This window comes from Klebsiella sp. K-Nf6 (assembly GCF_002806655.1).
Classification (GTDB): Bacteria; Pseudomonadota; Gammaproteobacteria; order Enterobacterales; family Enterobacteriaceae; genus Klebsiella; species Klebsiella variicola.
The window spans coordinates 128,294-145,282 of the sequence record NZ_PIBN01000001.1 but is presented as its reverse complement, the minus strand read 5'-3'; the positions used below and the strand labels follow the sequence as shown (position 1 = coordinate 145,282).

General features: G+C 60.2%; 19 protein-coding genes and 1 pseudogene. 8 read left to right on the top strand and 12 right to left on the bottom strand.

Features of this window, described 5'->3' with window-relative positions; all coding sequences use genetic code 11:
• Window positions 1–64: 64 nt before the first annotated feature.
• Window positions 65–940, bottom strand: coding sequence for a LysR family transcriptional regulator (locus CWM61_RS00725; protein ID WP_100630501.1), 876 nt, complete (start codon window positions 938–940; stop codon window positions 65–67).
• 129 nt (window positions 941–1,069) lie between these two features.
• Here CWM61_RS00725 and gstA point away from each other — a divergent pair, with 129 nt between their 5' ends.
• A complete protein-coding gene (gene gstA, locus CWM61_RS00720) occupies window positions 1,070–1,684 on the top strand; it encodes a glutathione transferase GstA (RefSeq protein ID WP_100630499.1) in 615 nt (204 codons plus the stop codon).
• A gap of 48 nt (window positions 1,685–1,732) precedes the next feature.
• On the opposite strand, the gene CWM61_RS00715 is transcribed toward gstA, so the two are convergent.
• Window positions 1,733–2,047, bottom strand: a complete 315-nt coding sequence (locus tag CWM61_RS00715) for a PTS sugar transporter subunit IIB (RefSeq protein ID WP_012968173.1) — start codon at window positions 2,045–2,047, stop codon at window positions 1,733–1,735.
• Window positions 2,048–2,148: 101 nt separating this feature from the next.
• Window positions 2,149–3,201, bottom strand: coding sequence for a GlxA family transcriptional regulator (locus CWM61_RS00710; RefSeq protein WP_100630497.1), 1,053 nt, complete (start codon window positions 3,199–3,201; stop codon window positions 2,149–2,151).
• Window positions 3,202–3,375: 174 nt separating this feature from the next.
• Between CWM61_RS00710 and CWM61_RS00705 the strand changes: the two genes are divergently transcribed.
• Window positions 3,376–4,104: an alpha/beta fold hydrolase gene (locus tag CWM61_RS00705; protein WP_100630739.1), complete on the top strand. Its 729-nt coding sequence runs from the start codon at window positions 3,376–3,378 to the stop codon at window positions 4,102–4,104.
• 121 nt (window positions 4,105–4,225) lie between these two features.
• Complete coding sequence (locus CWM61_RS00700) at window positions 4,226–4,534, top strand: YciI family protein (protein ID WP_100630495.1); 309 nt, start codon at window positions 4,226–4,228, stop codon at window positions 4,532–4,534.
• Window positions 4,535–4,597: 63 nt separating this feature from the next.
• Here CWM61_RS00700 and fabF read toward each other — a convergent pair whose 3' ends face one another.
• The 9 genes and pseudogenes from fabF to hpxW form a co-directional block, all read right to left on the bottom strand.
• Window positions 4,598–5,872, bottom strand: a complete 1,275-nt coding sequence (fabF, locus tag CWM61_RS00695; RefSeq protein ID WP_100630493.1) for a beta-ketoacyl-ACP synthase II — start codon at window positions 5,870–5,872, stop codon at window positions 4,598–4,600.
• 19 nt (window positions 5,873–5,891) lie between these two features.
• Window positions 5,892–7,454: a DHA2 family efflux MFS transporter permease subunit gene (locus CWM61_RS00690; RefSeq protein ID WP_100630491.1), complete on the bottom strand. Its 1,563-nt coding sequence runs from the start codon at window positions 7,452–7,454 to the stop codon at window positions 5,892–5,894.
• Window positions 7,451–8,494, bottom strand: coding sequence for an HlyD family secretion protein (locus CWM61_RS00685; RefSeq protein WP_100630489.1), 1,044 nt, complete (start codon window positions 8,492–8,494; stop codon window positions 7,451–7,453). The genes CWM61_RS00690 and CWM61_RS00685 overlap by 4 nt, the downstream gene beginning before the upstream one ends.
• Window positions 8,478–9,035 (bottom strand): winged helix-turn-helix transcriptional regulator, encoded by a 558-nt coding sequence (locus CWM61_RS00680; protein WP_074385807.1) that lies wholly within the window; start codon window positions 9,033–9,035, stop codon window positions 8,478–8,480. The genes CWM61_RS00685 and CWM61_RS00680 overlap by 17 nt, the downstream gene beginning before the upstream one ends.
• Window positions 9,032–9,151, bottom strand: a pseudogene (locus CWM61_RS28935) (hypothetical protein); the annotation flags it as partial. The gene CWM61_RS00680 and the pseudogene CWM61_RS28935, both read right to left, overlap by 4 nt.
• 201 nt (window positions 9,152–9,352) lie before the next feature.
• The gene (hpxZ, locus tag CWM61_RS00675) at window positions 9,353–9,739 is read right to left on the bottom strand and encodes an oxalurate catabolism protein HpxZ (protein ID WP_002905421.1); all 387 of its coding nucleotides are present in this window, start codon (window positions 9,737–9,739) and stop codon (window positions 9,353–9,355) included.
• A complete protein-coding gene (locus CWM61_RS00670) occupies window positions 9,736–11,133 on the bottom strand; it encodes an AtzE family amidohydrolase (protein WP_061154539.1) in 1,398 nt (465 codons plus the stop codon). The genes hpxZ and CWM61_RS00670 overlap by 4 nt, the downstream gene beginning before the upstream one ends.
• Window positions 11,130–11,315 (bottom strand): oxalurate catabolism protein HpxX, encoded by a 186-nt coding sequence (hpxX, locus tag CWM61_RS00665; RefSeq protein ID WP_100630487.1) that lies wholly within the window; start codon window positions 11,313–11,315, stop codon window positions 11,130–11,132. The genes CWM61_RS00670 and hpxX overlap by 4 nt, the downstream gene beginning before the upstream one ends.
• A gap of 10 nt (window positions 11,316–11,325) precedes the next feature.
• On the bottom strand, window positions 11,326–12,912 hold the full coding sequence (gene hpxW / locus CWM61_RS00660; protein ID WP_074385811.1) for an oxamate amidohydrolase: 1,587 nt from the start codon (window positions 12,910–12,912) through the stop codon (window positions 11,326–11,328).
• A gap of 179 nt (window positions 12,913–13,091) precedes the next feature.
• Between hpxW and hpxU the strand changes: the two genes are divergently transcribed.
• From hpxU to CWM61_RS00635, 5 genes are all read left to right on the top strand, one after another.
• Window positions 13,092–13,931, top strand: coding sequence for a MurR/RpiR family transcriptional regulator HpxU (hpxU, locus tag CWM61_RS00655; protein ID WP_100630485.1), 840 nt, complete (start codon window positions 13,092–13,094; stop codon window positions 13,929–13,931).
• Between the two features lie 214 nt (window positions 13,932–14,145).
• The gene (locus tag CWM61_RS00650) at window positions 14,146–14,931 is read left to right on the top strand and encodes a transporter substrate-binding domain-containing protein (RefSeq protein ID WP_032754423.1); all 786 of its coding nucleotides are present in this window, start codon (window positions 14,146–14,148) and stop codon (window positions 14,929–14,931) included.
• Window positions 14,932–14,940: 9 nt separating this feature from the next.
• Window positions 14,941–15,606 (top strand): amino acid ABC transporter permease, encoded by a 666-nt coding sequence (locus CWM61_RS00645; protein ID WP_004176117.1) that lies wholly within the window; start codon window positions 14,941–14,943, stop codon window positions 15,604–15,606.
• Complete coding sequence (locus CWM61_RS00640; RefSeq protein WP_004179948.1) at window positions 15,606–16,262, top strand: amino acid ABC transporter permease; 657 nt, start codon at window positions 15,606–15,608, stop codon at window positions 16,260–16,262. The genes CWM61_RS00645 and CWM61_RS00640 overlap by 1 nt, the downstream gene beginning before the upstream one ends.
• A complete protein-coding gene (locus CWM61_RS00635; RefSeq protein ID WP_004179947.1) occupies window positions 16,243–16,980 on the top strand; it encodes an amino acid ABC transporter ATP-binding protein in 738 nt (245 codons plus the stop codon). Before CWM61_RS00640 ends, CWM61_RS00635 begins: the two co-directional genes overlap by 20 nt.
• Window positions 16,981–16,989 lie beyond the last annotated feature (9 nt).

Sequence of the window (16,989 nt, the reverse complement as noted above, 5' to 3'; positions counted from 1 at the left end):
TTTGGGAACAGGAGTGAGGTTAGAGATTGATGCCATCGCGATGAGATGATTCACGCTTGAGCGCTCATCTTCGTTTACGTAGCGCATTAAGCAGCGCCTGTGTGGCATCAGAAGACGATCCGGATGGCGAACAAACCAGCCCAAATTCACGATGAATAGCCGGCGTCACTGGCGCCACGCACAGGTTGCGCAAGGTCTCCGGCAGGGCGGATTCCGGTACCAGCGCGACGCCCATCTCTTCACCGACCAGTTTACAGGCGCTTATCCAGTCGCGAACCGTCACGCGGATATCAGAGAGTTGCAACCCGGCCTTTTCCATCAGGCTTTTGCCATTCACGACACAGCCGCCCGTCGCCAGAACAAAGGGCTGGTCCGCCAGCGCCTTTAGCGTTATTCCATCAGCTCTCGCATGCTGTGCCAGCCGATGGCTGGCGGGCAGGACCGCGACCCATGCATCCTGTCCTAATACCACCTCTGCACGTCCGGGAACGGGATTCATGACTACCCCAAGCTCAACGGTGTCTGCGGCAAGCCACGCTTCGACTTCTTCGTCAGAGCCTTCCAGCACGACAACGTCAATACCCGGATGCAGGCGCTTAACGTCGCGCAGCAGGCCGGGCAACAAGGTAGACGTCACGGAGGGAAAACTGGCCAGCCGAATGCGACCGCGGGTGACGTTCCGGCCCCGATCAGCCAGTTCGCGGATGGCGTTCAGCTGCGAAAGCATGTTTCTGGCATGTTCAACCACCTGCTCACCCAGGGCGGTAATCCCGATGTATCGTCGCTCACGGGTAAATACCGGAAAGCCCAGGGAAGCCTCCAGTTGGGCAATGGCCTGGCTGGCGCCGGACTGGGTCATGCCTATCTCCTCGGCAGCGCGTGAGATATTGCCAGCATCCGCCACGGCCACCAGCAGGCGCCAGTGTAAAAGATTCATCATGATTATCAGTAGCTCAACTAATAGTTCTTTTCTATATCATTAATTTTACAGTGCGATCGGCGTTAAATACAGTGTGCAGAGGATCGTTCAGGACGTTGTCGGACGGCTTTACACATTAACGGAGACTAGATGAAACTCTATTACGCGCCAGATACCTGTTCATTATCACCGCACATCGTGCTGCGCGAGCTGAACCTTGAGTTTGAACTGGTGAAAGTCAACAACAGAAGCAAGATCACCGCTGATGGTCGCGACTTCCTCGCCATTAACCCGAAAGGGTATGTTGCTGCGCTTGAGCTGGATGATGGGCAGATACTCACCGAGGGGCCGGCGATGGTGCAGTACCTCGCCGACCGTAAACCCGAATATGGCCTGGCGCCGCGCGCGGGCAGCTGGGAAAGGGTGCGCCTGCAGGAATGGCTTAACTTTATCACCAGTGAAATACACGCGGGTTCGGCACCGCTGTTTAATCCCGCGCTGCCGGAAGACGTCAGAACGATGTTCCGGGACAAGCTATTCCGACGGTTCGATTTTCTCCAGACGACGCTCAGCGAAAAAAACTATCTGACGGGGTCATCCTTTAGCGTGGCGGATGCCTACCTCTTCACGGTGCTGGGATGGTGCAAATTCTTCGCGATCCCTCTGGATCGCTGGCCAGCGCTATCGTCGTACATGGAAATAATAAATGCCCGTCCTGCTGTACAGGCGGCATTACTGGCTGAAGCGTCTCAACAGGGCAGGTAGAAGGCGACATGCGTAGAAAAGGCCGCGCAAAAGAGGCGGCCTTCGGTGTCAGACTGCCAGTTCAGGCATCTGCGCCATCACAAACGCGAAAACTTTTTCCGCGTCGAGTGAGGCATAGGGCAGACTTTCAATCACCGCAATAGAACGAGCGTCGCCAACGATCCCTCTTATCTCCGCGACCTTATACTGAATATGTGGCGCAACGAGAAATCCGTCGAAAGCGGGCGCCACGCTGGCAAAATTTTCCAGGCCCACTGCGCTGACAATGAGAGGATGGCCCTTTTTTTCCGCCAGTAACTGTATCTTTTTGGCGAGAGAATTGGCGGTGTTGCCGAACAAACAACATATCAGAAGCTTTTTCATGGTTTTACCTCCTGAGAATTAGTCACAGGATATGACTCGCCATGCACATAAAATGAGCGCCACCTCATAATTGCGCGAAGAATTCATCATGATGATGATTTCTAAGCATCATGCCTGCTGACCACCTGAGAGAGGTTGTTTACGGATAATGAAGACGATGGGGTCTGATTTTTGATCCGCTCTTTGTAATTCCCAGGCGACATGCCCATGACACGACTGAAAGCCCGCCTGAATGCGGTCTCATCACTATATCCGCAGGCGTTGGCGACCTGAGAAATCGTTTTGCCAGGAATATCCAGCATAAGCGTCGCCGTTTCAATACGAACCCGCGTGATAAAGTTTTTCGGATTCTCCTGGATCAGCGCCATCATTTTGCGATTGAGAGTACGGGGTGTCAGGTTCAAGGCCTCAGCCAGCTGATCTACCGTGATGCCTGGGTTTTGATAACGCACCAGATGTTCAGCCTTCATCAGAAGAGGATGCCTTGAATTAAGAAATCCGGCAGGCGCATAAAGCTGCTGTGACAATGGCTGGCTATCCGCAACGGCCATATCAGCCGTCAGTTTGGCAATCTCATTGCCCGCATATTTGCGAACAATATAGATAACCAGGTCAATCCACGAAAACGGGCCTCCTGTGGTAATGATGTTGTCCTGTTCTGCCATGACTTTCCCCCAGACGGGCTTCGCCAGAGGGTATCGCGATCGCAAGGTATGATACAGCCACCAGGTCGTGGTACAGGCGCGTCCGTTGAGTAACCCGGCTTCACCCAGGATAAATCCACCGGCGCAGGCCCCTGCAATGCAGCTGCCCTGAAGATATTTTTCTTTCATCCATTCTGCGGCAGCGGTAACGGCCTCTTGCGCGAGGGGAAGCTTCTGCTCGTCAAGCTGCATACCGCTGGCAATAACCAGATCAACAGGTTCGGCATCATTGAACGAGCCCTCGCTAACGATTTTTCTCCCCTGTACGTCCATGACTGGCAGGCCATCGGCGGTGACCACCATGACCTCAAAAAACGGTGTCGTCCGTGCAATATCCGCGTTGACTTGCGGATTTTGGACGATGATCTGATTGGCGAGCCAGAACATGTCGGCTATGCCGGCAAGTGCCGATCTCATGCTGCCCGGTATAGCCAGTAACGCAATTCGCATGGTGAGTCCTGGGAAAAAAATTTTGTCTGATTTAGCATGATACCTGTCTTTTAAGACACTTTATAGGTTTCAGCCTGGCGCGTTAAAGTGTTCAAAGTTCTTTTAACGTCAACGGTAGAGTGAGAGTCGATGAACCATTTTCTTAAGAAAAACATTCGTCTGGGAGCATTCGTTATGTCTTTGATGACCTCATTCGCCTCGCCTCTCCGGGCAGAGGCGACGGATATTAAAAACATTGTTCTGGTCCACGGGGCGTTTGCGGATGGCTCCAGCTGGTCTGCCGTTATCCCGTTGCTTCAGGCTGACGGTTATCACGTCACCGCCGTGCAGAATCCCTTGACCTCATTGCAGGATGACGTGACGGCGACGGAACGCGTCCTCGATCGTCAGAAGGGCGGCGTTCTTCTGGTGGGGCATTCATGGGCTGGCGCGGTTATTACCCAGGCAGGTAATGCATCAAACGTGAAGGGACTGGTCTACCTTTCTGCCCTGGCGCCGGACTCAGGAGAATCTGTCGCCGATGCGCTGACACGGCTTAATGCGCCGATGGAGGGGATGCAGGCGGATAAAAACGGCTTGATCTGGCTGGATGATGCGAATGCTTTTCATCAGATCATGGCGAATGACCTTTCTGCATCACAGGCACGCCTTCTGGCGGCGCAGCAGCAGCCCATCGCCGCGGGCGCCTTCAGCGAAAAGATAGAGACCGCCGCCTGGCATAGCAGGCCATCATGGTACCTGATCACCGAAAATGACCATGCGCTGAATACCTCGGTCCAGGCGCGTTTTGCCCACGAGATGGGCGCCCACATTTCGCGGATGAATTCCGGTCACCTGTCCATGATTTCCCATCCCGCTCAGGTTGCTGAACTGATTAATCAGGCGGCGCTCAGCATAAAATAAATTCAGCGTTTGCGGGAGTCATGAAACCCGTTATTCAGACAGGTGCAGTTAAAAGAAATAAGTCAGACATTGAGATCAGTTTTCAGAACAACAACGACGATTTGCTAATGAGGTGTAGGCCATGATGCACGCGATAACATTGACATACCTGAGTTCGGAAGAGGAAATCTCAGCCCATCTTGAGGCACACAAGCAATGGCTGGTGAGAGGAATTAAAGAAGGAAAAATTGTGTTTGCCGGCCCTGTTGATAATCATGCCGGTGGGTTCATTCTTATGCGCGGAAACGATAAGCCCTTGATTCACGCTTTTCTGCAGGAAGATCCTTTTATCGAGCACAACATTGCTGATGCGGTGCTGCTCAGTTTTAAACCCCTGTTATGCGCTCAGGGCGTGCCTGTTGCATGGGCAGATAAGGCTAAATTTATTTAATCCATGTGGCGCGTCCGTGTTCTGATTACCCCCGCCGGCCAGTGCCGGCGGGGGAGCTGACGATTATTCCCAGCGTTTCAGCAGCAGGCTGGCGTTAACGCCGCCAAAGCCAAAACCGTTTGACAGCGCATAACGCATTTTCTGCGGGCGGGCCTGCAGCGCCACCAGGTTCAGGCCTGCTGCGTCTTCATCGGGGTGATGCAGGTTCAGCGTCGGCGGCACCACCTGGTCACGCAGCGCCTGAATGGTAAAGATGGCCTCAATCCCGCCGGCCGCGCCTAACAGATGGCCGGTGGCGGATTTCGTCGAGGTAATGGCGACCGGATGGGCGCCAAACAGCGTTTTAATCGCCGCCAGCTCACCCTTGTCACCGACCTGCGTTGAGGTGGCGTGGGCATTGATATGATCAATCTCTTCGACGGTCACTCCGGCCTGGCGAAGGGCGGTTTCCATGGCCCGACGCGCGCCGTTACCGTCTTCCGGGCCTGCGGTCAGGTGATAAGCATCTGCGCTGGTGCCGTAGCCCACCAGCTCGGCCAGCGGCGTGGCGCCGCGCGCCAGTGCGTGCTCCAGTGACTCGATCACGATAAGCCCCGCGCCTTCTCCCATCACAAAACCATCGCGGTCACGGTCAAAGGGGCGGGATGCGGCTTCCGGCTGGTCGCTGGAGGCGCTGGACAGCGCCCGCGCTGCGGCAAAACCGGCCAGACTAACGCGATGAATCGCCGCTTCCGCGCCGCCGCAGAGGGCGATATCCGCCTCGCCGCTGCGGATCATCCGCGCCGCATCGCCAATGGCCTGGGCGCCTGCCGCACAGGCGGTGACCGGCGCGCCGATGGGGCCCCGGAAGCCGTGGGCGATAGACACATGCCCGGCGGCCAGGTTGGCCAGAAAAGAGGGGATGGTGAACGGCGAGAGGCGACGCGGCCCGCGTTCATCGGTGGTATGTACCGCATTGGCGATCTCGCTGAACCCGCCGATCCCGGTGGCGATCACCGTGGCGGTGCGTTCCTGTTCGGCCTCGGATGCTGGCGACCAACCGGCCTGGGCCAGCGCTTCGCGGGCGGCGACCAGCGCAAACTCAATAAAGCGATCCATCTTTTTGCGCTCTTTCGCCGGGATGGTCGCCAGCGGGTCGAAGCCGTGCAGCGGATCGCTGTCAATGGACGGCACCTGGCCGGCCACTTTGCAGGGAATATCTGCGACCAGCTGCTCGCTGAGCCGGGTGATCCCTGACTTTCCTGCCAGCAGCGACTGCCAGACGTGCTGTACACCGCAGCCTAGCGGGCTGACAATCCCCATCCCGGTGACGACAATGCGTTTAACGGAAACGCCCATAGTTAACTCTCCTGTAGTATTAGTGTGCCGGCGGCTTTTTCATCAAGGGAACCAGCAGCGCGGCAAGCAAAAAACCCATCATGATGAGGTAGAAAGCATCGGAAAATGCCTGGGTTCGCGCCTCCCGCAGCGTCAGTGCGGAAAGATTTTTCAGTGCCGCCGTCTGCGCGGCATCCGGTGAGATCCCCTGGACGGCGAAGTTTGCCGCGCTGCGCTGAACAAAATCGCTCATCGCCAGGTTGGCGTTATTCAGATGGTCCGCCAGACGGCTGTAGTGCAAATTGGTTCTGTCATTAAGCACCGTGCCGCACAGGGCGATGCCGATGGCACCCCCGAGGTTGCGCATCAGATTAAACAGCCCGGAGGCCAGCTTCAGGCGCGCGGGCGGCAGGCTGCCCAGCGTCAGGGTCACCGTTGGCGCGACGGCAAACTGCTGCGCCAGTCCGCGAAAGGCCTGCGGGAGCAGCAGCTGATCCGCCCCCCAGTCGTGGGTGATCGGAACAAAGCTGTACATCGACACCGCAAAGCCGATCAGCCCGGCCATCAGCAGCCAGCGCAGGTCGACGCGGTTGGCGAGCCACGAATAAAACGGAATAGACATGACCTGGAACAGGCCGGTGGAAAATACCGCCAGGCCGATCTCCAGCGCGCTGAAACCGCGCACGCTACCGAGATACAGCGGGGTTAAATAGATGGTGGCGAAGATGCCGACGCCGGCCATAAACGAGAAATAGCAGCCGAGGCTAAAGGTTCGGTCCTGCAGGGCCCGGAGATCCATCACCGGCTGCGGATGGCGGAGGGTGCGGATCACAAAGGCCACGCCGCAGAGCAGGGCGACCCAGGCGGTGGTCGTCAGGGTCGCGTCATCAAACCAGCCCCAGCGCGGACCTTCTTCGAGGGTATATTCCAGGCAGCCGAGGGACAAGGCCAGCAGCAGAATACTGAGATAGTCGGCGCCGCGCAGCAGCGAGGGGTCGGCGCTGTCCACTTTCACCAGCAGCGGCACTGCCACCGCGATGTAAATCCCCGGAACCACGTTGATAAAGAACAGCCAGTGCCAGTTGTAGTTTTCGGTGATCCAACCGCCCACCGTCGGACCCAGCGTGGGGGCGAGGGAGGCCAGGCCGCCGATCGTCGCCGCGGCGATGACCCGTTGTTTGCCCTGAAAAAAGGCGAAGGCGGTGGTGAACACCAGAGGGATCATCGACCCGCCCGCCAGTCCCTGCAGGGCGCGGAAGGCGATCATACTCTGGATGTTCCACGCCCAGCCGCACAGCAGGCTCATCAGCGTGAAGCCCGCCGCGGAAGCGGCAAACAGCCAGCGGGTCGACATGACCCGGGTCAGCCAGCCGGAAAGCGGGATAATAATGATCTCGGCGATCAGGTAGCTGGTTTGTACCCAGACGGTTTCATCGTCGCCCGCCGACAAGCCGCCGCCGATATCCCGCAGCGAGGCGGAGACGATCTGGATATCGATAAGCGCGATAAACATCCCCACGCACATGCTGGCGAAGGCGAAGATCTTCTTTGCCGTCGGCATCGACAGTCCCTGCGGGGCAGACAGCGCCTGAACGGTGTTCATCGAGGGCTCTTTTCGTTCACGGTGACGATCACCGACAGTCCCGGGCGCAGGACGTCAAGCTTAGCCCCGTCACCGTCCAGCGCAATGCGGACCGGCACCCGCTGCACGATTTTAGTGAAATTGCCGGTCGCGTTCTCCGCCGGCAGAATGCTGAAGCGTGAGCCGGTCGCCGGCGCCAGGCTGGCGACATGGCCCTTAAAAGTATGGTTGGGCAGCACATCGGCGACGATGGTCACCGGCTGGCCGGCACGCATATGCGCCAGCTGGTTTTCCTTGAAGTTGGCGTCAATCCACAGGCCGTGCGCGGGTACCAGGGAGAGCAGCTGCGTACCGCTGCTGACGAACGAGCCGGACCACGCGCGGCGGTTGCCAATCACCCCATCGAACGGTGCGCGAATGTCGGTATAGCTGAGGTTCAGCCTGGCCATCTCGAGGTTAGCCTGGGCCTGTGCCAGGGCAGCCAGGGTTTGCTGCTGGCGAGCATCCAGCACCGCCAGCTGACGTTCGGCCACGGTTTTATCCGCTTTGGCCTTCTCCTGCTCGGCGTGCGCCCGGCGGTAATCGGCGGAGGCGTTATCGCGGATCTGTGCGGAAATCGCGCTCGACGCGGCCAGGGCGTTATAGCGTCGGTTGTCGTTAGCCAGTTTTTCGGTTGCCGCCGTGGCGGCCAGTAACGAGGCCGCAGAACCGGCAATGGTCGCCTGCTGTAGCTGGCGGGTGGCCAGGATATCGGCCAGCGCGGCCTGCTGCGCCGCCACTTCTCCGGCGGCTTTAGCGAGGGCGGCGCGATAATCGCGGTCGTCAATGCGGATCAACAGGTCGCCTTTTTTCACCGCCATGTTGTCCTGCACCGCCAGCTGCTGGATATAGCCAGAGACTTTGCTGGAAATGGCGCTAATGTCGCCGCCAACATAGGCGTCATCGGTGGTCTGCATAAAGCGCCCGGTATGCCACCAGTAAGCGCCGTAGCTCGCTGCCGCCAGGGCGGCGACGCCGAGTGCCGCCAGGATGAGGACGCTTTTCTTACTGGCCGGATTCATTGCTGGCCTCTCTGTAGGGTTCAGGCTGGAATTTTTGCCCGCTATCGCCTTCGCGTTTGCGCTGCAGATATTCATGACGGTATTTCATCATCGGCGAGGCTGCTGGCCCCGGTACCATGGTGTATTTACCCGGGATAATCTCTTCCCCGGTTGCTTTATCGACCATGATCGGATCCACCCGCCGCTGGGTTGCCGTTTCCACCAGCTGCATCTGACGGCCTTCGGGAGCGAAGTGGCGATTACCCCATTCCGCCAGCGCCAGCAATACCATGCGAAAATCGCGGCCGCTTTGCGTGAGATGGTATTCGTAGCGCGGCGGGGTGCTGCTGTAGCAAACCTTCTCCAGCAGCCCGTCGTCGACCAGCGCCTTCAGGCGGCGCGACAGAATATTGGGCGCGACGTTGCTGCTTTTCTGGAACTCGTCAAAGCGGGTAAAGCCCGCGAAGGCGTCGCGCAGGATCATGATGCTCCAGCTGTCGCCGATGCGGCCAAGGCTGCGGGCAATGGGGCAGGGAGCGTGGCAAAGCGGTTCATTTTTCATGGGCTGTCCAGTAACCAGGTGGCTTTTGCCAGCAAATTGACATAGTCACTATCAAAATGCAAGTTACTCTTCATTGTACCCTGGGAAGAAGCCGCTCCCGTTCCGCTACGTCGTTTCTCCTTTGAATGCCGAAAAGAGGGACAGTCTCCGCCGCCACCTTATTCCTGCTTTGCCGTAATAAGAGATAAAAATCGCTGATGGCGGATGAAGTATTTTAATAATGATAGAAATCGATATGGTGGGTAATGATCTTGTTACCGGACCGGGAGCGGGCCGGTGGATACCTTATTCCCCCGGCCCGCTCCCGTATACGCCACTCAGTCCATCAGACTGACCTGCGCGGCGACAATCCGCCAGCCGTAGGGGAAGCGTACCCAGGTCTGCTGCTGGCGGCCAAGGCGCGCGCTGCCTTCGCGAGTGAACTCGGTGCTGCACACCGCCATATCCGCCCCAAAGGTGGTAATGGTGGTATGGCGCAGATCGCGGGCCAGCCCGGCGGCGGGGCGGGCGGCACGAAAGGCGCGGATCGCCTCGATGCCATACAGATTTTCGCCGGCTCCCAGCCGTACGGTGCGCGGGTCGTGCCAGAACAGCGCATCCAGCGCCTCGATATTATTGCTGACCAGCGCCTCTTCATACTGATAAAACGCCGCCGTCACCTCGGCGAGGATCGCCGGGCGGTCTACATTATCCAGATTGATCATGCTGCACTCTCCGCCACTCGGGCATCGGTAATGCCCATCGCTTCCAGCGCCCGCGCGGCGCGAAGACAGGCTTGTTCGTTAAACGGCGCGGCAATCAGCTGCAGGCCAATCGGCTTGCCGCTGGCGGTGCGCAGGGGGACGGTCACCACCGGCAGGCCGAGGAAGGAGATCGGCTGCGTTAGCATTCCCATGCTGGCGCGTACCGGCAGCGGCTGGCCGTTAATCACCATCTCCTCCGCGCCTATCGGCGTGGCGCTGCATGGGGTAGCGGGGGCGATCAGCACGTCGGCCTGGCTGAACAGGGATTTCATCGCCTGGCGAGCATGACGGCGGAAACGCTGCGCCTGCAGATACCATGCGGAGGGGATCATCGCCCCGGCCAGCAGCCGCTCGCGGGAGTGGGGTTCAAAACGCTCTGGCGAGTGACGAAGATCCGCCAGGTACTGATTGCCGCCTTCGCTGGCGCTGATGATAAAGGCCGCCGAGCGGGCCAGCGCGGCATCCGCGAACTGCAGCTCGCTGTCGGCGCCCAGCGCGTGGGCGACCCGATCCACGGCCGCCCGGGCGTCGTCATCGCACCAGGTGGTGAAATAGCCGCCCAGCCGCGCGCAGCGCAACCCCTCCAGCCCCCGCTCCAGCAGATTGCCGGTGCGCTCGCTGGCTTTATCAGCCTGAAAGTCATCGGCCGGGTCGCGCCCCTGCAGGGCGTCATACACCGCGGCGAGGTCGGCCACCCGGCGGGCAAAGGGACCAATATGATCCAGACTGGCGACAAACGGATGGCTGCCGGAGCGCGAAAGGCGGCCGAAAGTGGGTTTCAGGCCAAAGATCCCGCACAGCGACGCGGGGACGCGGATCGAGCCGTTGGTGTCGCTGCCGAGGCTGAAATGAACCAGCCCGGCCGCCACCGCTGCGGCCGAACCGCCGGAAGATCCGCCGGCGATCCGCGACAGATCGTGCGGATTGCGCGTCGCGCCATAGTGGCTGTTTTCAGTGGTAAAGCCGTAGGCGTAGGCGTCCATATTGAGCATCCCGCTGAGCAGGGCGCCGGCGCTGTGCAGCTGGCGCACCGCCCAGCTGTCGCTGGTCGCCGGCGGCCGGTCGCTCAGCAGTTCCGCCCCGGCGAGGGTGGTATGCCCGGCGACATCAAACAGATTCTTTACCGCATAGGGAATGCCTGCCAGCGGCGGCAGGGGGCGCTTTTCCCGGCGCAGGGCGTCAATGCTGTCGGCTTCTGCCAGCATGCGCTGGGCGGTGACCTCGGTCCAGGCGTTGATCTGCGGATTCACGCGGGCGATATCGTCCAGCGTCTGGCGGGCGATCTCCCGGGCGCTGAGTTCGCCATCGTGCAGCGCACGCTGGAGCTCGGCAATGGTGAAGTGATGAAGAGTCATGCTTTATACACCCCCGCAATCTCCTCGCGCGGCCCGAGGGGATAGTCCATCAGCGGCTGCGCCATGGCGGCGATGCGGGTAAACTGGCGCTCCAGCTCCTCACGACGGGGTGCATCCAGCTCCAGGTGCAACAGGTGAGTCACCTGCGTCAGATACTCGCTCCAGTCTGGCTGTGTGGTCATGGTCTGTTCCTTAGTATCCGGCGGCGGCGCCGTTGCTGCGTGGATCGGTAGCCCCTTCAAGCAGGCCGTTGGGATGGCGGACAATGGCGCCGGCGTGGCCCATCGCTTCGCTGAAATCGGCCAGCACTTCCACTTCGTGCCCCAGCTCGCGCAGGCGAGCGATACAGGCAGGGGCAAAGCGTCCCTCCAGCTTCAGTGAGTCGGAGGACTGGCCCCAGGTGCGGCCCAGCAGCCAGCGCGGACGGGAGATGCTCTCCTGCAGCGGCACCCCCTGCAGGATATAGCGGGTAAACAGCGCTGCCTGAGTTTGCGGCTGACCATCGCCGCCCATCGAGCCATAGACCATCACCCGGCCATCGTTCAGGCGTGCGGCGGCAGGGTTGAGGGTATGGAAGGGCTGTTTGCCAGGGGCCAGCGCCAGGAGATGCTGCGGATCGAGGCTGAAGGCCGCCCCGCGGTTTTGCCAGACGATCCCGGTGTCCGGGAGCACCACGCCGCTGCCGAACTCGTGATAGATACTCTGAATAAACGACACTGCCAGTCCGCTGTTATCCACGACGCCCATCCAGACGGTATCGCCCGGGCCTTTGCCGCGGCCCCAGGGGGAAGCGCTGGCGTCGTCGATGCTCTCGGCCAGCGGCTGCAGGGCTTCCGGGGTGAGCAACGCCTGCACATCCACATCCAGATGGCGTGGATCGGTGATATGCGCATCGCGCAGGGCAAATGCCCGCTTGGTGGCTTCGACGATACGGTGCACCGTTTGCGCATCATCGGCATCGGCCATGTTCAGGCGGTCGGTGATGCCAAGGATCGCCAGCGACACCAGCCCCTGCGTTGGCGGCGCAAGATTCCACAGCGTGCCCTGCTGGTGCTGGAGCGTCAGCGGCGCCGGACGCCGGGCGCGGTGGGCCTGCAGGTCGCCGAGGGTGATCGGCATCCCCAGCGCGGCCATGCCCTGCGCGAGACGTTCGGCCAGCGGCCCGCGATAGAAACTGTCGAGACCGTCGCTGGCCAGCAGGCGCAGGGTGCCGGCGAGGGCGGGTTGGCGAAAGCGGCTGCCGGGCCGCGGGGCCTCGCCCGATACCAGCCAGGTTTCACTGAAGCCTGGCTGATGGCGCAGCTCTTCCAGTTTGCTGGCGGTGGCGTGGGCTTGCGAGGCGGTGACCGGAATGCCGTCTTCGGCATACCCGATCGCATCGGCCAGCAGGCGGGCCACCGGCAGCGCGCGGCCGGTTAAGTCCCGTGAAATACGCAGCGCCTCGTCCCAGCCGCTGACGGTGCCGGCGACGGTCAGCGCGGCCTGCGGTCCCCGGTGGGGAATATGCCGCTGTCCGGCGTAGGCCTCGAGGGTCGCCAGCGACCCGGCCGCCCCGCTGGCGTCAATGGCGATGGGGTCTCCCTCAGGCGGCACGATCAGCCAGAAGCCATCGCCGCCGAGGCCATTCATATGGGGATAGACGACGGCGATGGCCGCGGCGGCAGCCACCATCGCTTCAATGGCGCTGCCGCCCTCGCGCAGGATCGCCAGCGCGCTCTGACTGGCGAGGTGGTGGGGGGCCACCGCCATGCCGTGGGTCGAAACGTTGCTACTGTGCATAAATTATCCTTTCTGAACGAATCACCCGCAGAACACTGCAAAAGCTGTTCCATCTCTGAACGTTTCGTTTCATTGATAAAAACAATGACCAGAATTTTCCCACTGGCACGCTATGTGTAAGGCATAGCAGATACAGTATGATGAGGGATGGATGATGAAACGAAAGTTACAGGGGCGCTATGCAACAACTCGATGAACGACTAAAAGGGCAATACGCCTCGCTGTCGCCGCAGGAGCAGCGGGTGGCGGATTTCATCTTTGACCACTTTGACGACCTGATAAGCTACAACAGCGCCGAGCTGGCGCAGCTGAGCGGCGTGTCGAAAGCCACCGTCAGCCGGCTGTTCAAGCGCCTCGGCTATGACAAATATAAGGATATGCGCGATGAACTGCGCACCCTGCGCCAGAGCGGTATGCCGCTGACCGACCAGCGCGACGCGGTGCAGGGTAACACGCTGCTGGCGCGCCATTATAAGCAGGAGATGGCGAACCTCACCCAATGGGTCAACGCGCTCGACGCCCGCCAGTTCGCCGAGGCGCTGACGGCGATGGTGGCCGCCCGCCGCATCGTGGTGGTGGGGATGCGTAACGCCTATCCGGCGGCGCTGCATCTGCGCCAGCAACTGCTGCAGGCCCGCGGCCAGGTGCTGGTGCTGCCCCAGCCGGGTCAGAGCCTTAGCGAAGAGCTGGTCGATCTGACCACCGATGATCTGGTGGTGATGATGGCGTTTCGCCGCCGGCCGCGAATAGTACGCCCATTGCTGCAGCAGTTGCAGCGCGACGGGGTGCCGGTCCTGTTAATGTGCGAGCCGCAGGCCCATAGCCTGTTTCCGCTCTCCCGCTGGCAGCTCTGCGCGCCGCTGGACAGCGTCTCGGCCTACGACAGCTATGCCTCGGTCAACAGCCTGATCAATCTGCTGGCCAATGCCTTTCTGCATGAAACGCTCGACAGTGGTCGTCCGCGCATCCACGATATTGCCACGCTTTATCAGCAGCTGGACGAGCTGGAACAACGCTGATGGGGCGCCAGCGTGGTGCTGTGCATCATTATGGTGCACGAAAAGCCACGTGATGGCGCCGCCGCTCTCTGAACACTTTCCCGTTAACGCTTGTCCTTTCTCACTTTTTGTTTTAATTCCTCGCAAACCCTCGTCTCGTCTGTATCTGGCACATTAGTTGCAAAATCAGATTCAAAGAATCTTTTGTTTCATGCTAACGTAACGGGTAAACATCATGAAGAAACTGTTGATTGCACTGGCCGGGGCCGCTTGTCTCCTTTCGTCTGTTTCTGCCGCGCAGGCTGACCAGCTCCAGGATATTGAAAAACGCGGCGTCATCCGCATTGCCGTACCCCAGGATTTTCCGCCGTTCGGCTCGGTGGGTACCGACCTGCAGCCGCAGGGGTATGACATCGATATGGCGCGCTATCTGGCGAAATCGATGAAGCTCAAGCTGCAGCTGGTACCGGTGACCAGCGCCAACCGCGTGCCGTATCTGCAGACGGATAAGGTGGACCTGGTGATCTCCAGCCTCGGCAAGAACGCCGAGCGCGAGAAGGTGATCGACTTCAGCCGCGCCTACGCGCCGTTCTTCCTCGGCGTGTTTGGCCCGAAAGGGGCGGAGCTGAAGGACGCGGCCGCGCTGAGCGGTAAAAGCATCGGCGTGACCCGTGGGGCGGTGGAAGATATGGTGCTGACCAGCGTGGCGCCGCAGGCAGCGCAGATTAAGCGCTACGAGGACAATAACACCACGCTGTCGGCTTACCTGTCCGGTCAAGTGGAGTATGTCGCGACCGGAAACCTGGTGGTGGCGGCCATCTCCCGGCAGAACGCCGACAAAGCGCCGGTGCCGAGCTTTATGCTGAAGGACTCGCCGTGCTTTATCGGTCTGAAAAAGAACGAACCGGCGCTGAAGGCGAAAGTGGATACCCTCATCGAGCAGGGCATTAAGGACGGCACCCTCAACGGTCTGTCTGAGAAGTGGCTGAAAGCGCCACTGCCTGCCAGCCTCGGCGCGTAAGGTCTGGGGATGACGGAGCAACTTCATTTCTCTGAGCTCTGGCCGCACTGGCCGGAGCTGCTGGCCGGCCTGTGGGTGACGGTGCAGTTGACGGTGCTGGCGACGATCGGCGGACTGGCGATCGGCATCCTCGGGGCGGCGATCCGCAGCGGGCGCCCGGGAATGCTCAGCCGGGTATGGGGCGGATATGTGGAAATCATCCGTAACACGCCGTTTGTGGTGCAGCTCTTTTTTATCGTCTTTGGTTTACCGAACCTTGGACTGAAGATGACCGCCGGTGAAGCGGCGCTGCTGGCGATGGTGGTTAACCTCGGCGCCTATAGCACCGAGATCGTCCGCGCCGGTATTCAGGTGACGCCGAAGGGCCAGTGGGAAGCCGGTCGCGTGCTCGGGCTTAGCCGGACGCAAACCTTCGTTCGCGTCGTACTGCCCCCGGCGCTGCAGCGGATTTACCCGGCGCTGGTCAGCCAGTGCATCATTGTGATGCTCGGCTCGTCAGTGGTGTCGCAGGTCTCCTATGAGGAGCTGACCTTCGCCGCCAACCTGATCCAGTCGCGGACATTTTTGAGCTTTGAGGTCTATCTGGTGACCACCGGGATCTACTTAGCGTTATCGATAGCGATGCGCCAGCTGCTGATGGCGGCGGGGCGTAAATGGCTGGGGGTACAGGCCTGATGACCACTTTTACTGACTGGGACATTATCCGCAACCTGCTGCTGGCCGGTCGCTGGACGGTGCTGCTGTCGCTGGTCGCGTTCACCGGCGGGGCGCTGGTGACCTTACCGTTACTGCTGCTGCGCCTCACCGGCGGACGCCAGGTGAAACGGCTGATCCGCGGCTACATTGAGCTGTTTCAGGGGACGCCGCTGCTGATGCAGCTGTTTCTGGCATTCTTTGGCGTGGCGTTGTTCGGCATTGACGTCTCGGCGTGGACCGCCGCCTCGGTCGCTCTGACGCTCTACACCAGCGCCTTTTTGCTGGATATCTGGTTCGGCAGCATTCGCGCGCTGCCCAAAGGCCAGTGGGAAGCCTCGCGGTGTCTCGGGCTGAGCTTCGGCCAGACCCTGTACCGCGTGGTGGCGCCGCAGGCACTGCGCATCGCCATCGCGCCGACGGTGGGCTTTGCCGTACAGGTGATCAAAGGCACGGCGCTGGCATCGATTATTGGCTTTGTGGAGCTGACCAAGGCCGGGACGATGCTGACCAACGTCACTTATCAGCCGTTTAAAGTGTTTGCCCTGGTGGCGCTGGGCTATTTCATTCTGTGTTATCCGCTGTCCCGCTACAGCCGCTATCTGGAGAACAAATTCAATGCCTCTCATCACCATTAATCAGATGCAGAAGTACTACGGCGACAACCATGTACTGAAGGGCGTCGATCTGGATATCGACATGGGGGAAGTGATCTCGATCATCGGCCGCAGCGGCTCGGGTAAAAGCACGCTGCTGCGCTGTATCAATGGTCTGGAGGGCTACCAGGAGGGCAGTATCAAGCTCGGGGGCATGACCATCACCGACCGCGATTCACAGGCCCGGGAGATCAGCCGCTCCATCGGCATGGTGTTCCAGAATTTTAACCTGTTCCCGCACATGACGGCGCTGGAGAACGTCATGCTGGCCCCGCGGCGGGTGCTGAAGAAGTCCCAGGCCGAATGCCGGGAACTGGCGCAGCGGATGCTGGAGAAGGTCGGTCTTGGCGACCGTCTGGATTACTATCCGGCCAATCTCTCCGGCGGCCAGCAGCAGCGCGTGGCCATTGCCCGGGCGCTGGCCATGTCGCCGAAAGTTTTACTCTGTGACGAAATCACCTCGGCACTCGACCCGGAACTGGTGGGTGAAGTGCTGAAGGTGCTGGAGCAACTGGCGGCGGAAGGTATGACGCTGATCCTCGTCACCCATGAAATGAATTTTGCCCGCGAAGTGGGCGACCGCGTGGTGTTTATGCATCAGGGACGCGTCTGGGAGCAGGGCGACAGCAAAACGCTGTTCGCCAGCCCGCAGACCAGCGAACTGAAACAGTTTATCTCCTCGGTGCGCGGTCTTAACTAACGTAAGGAA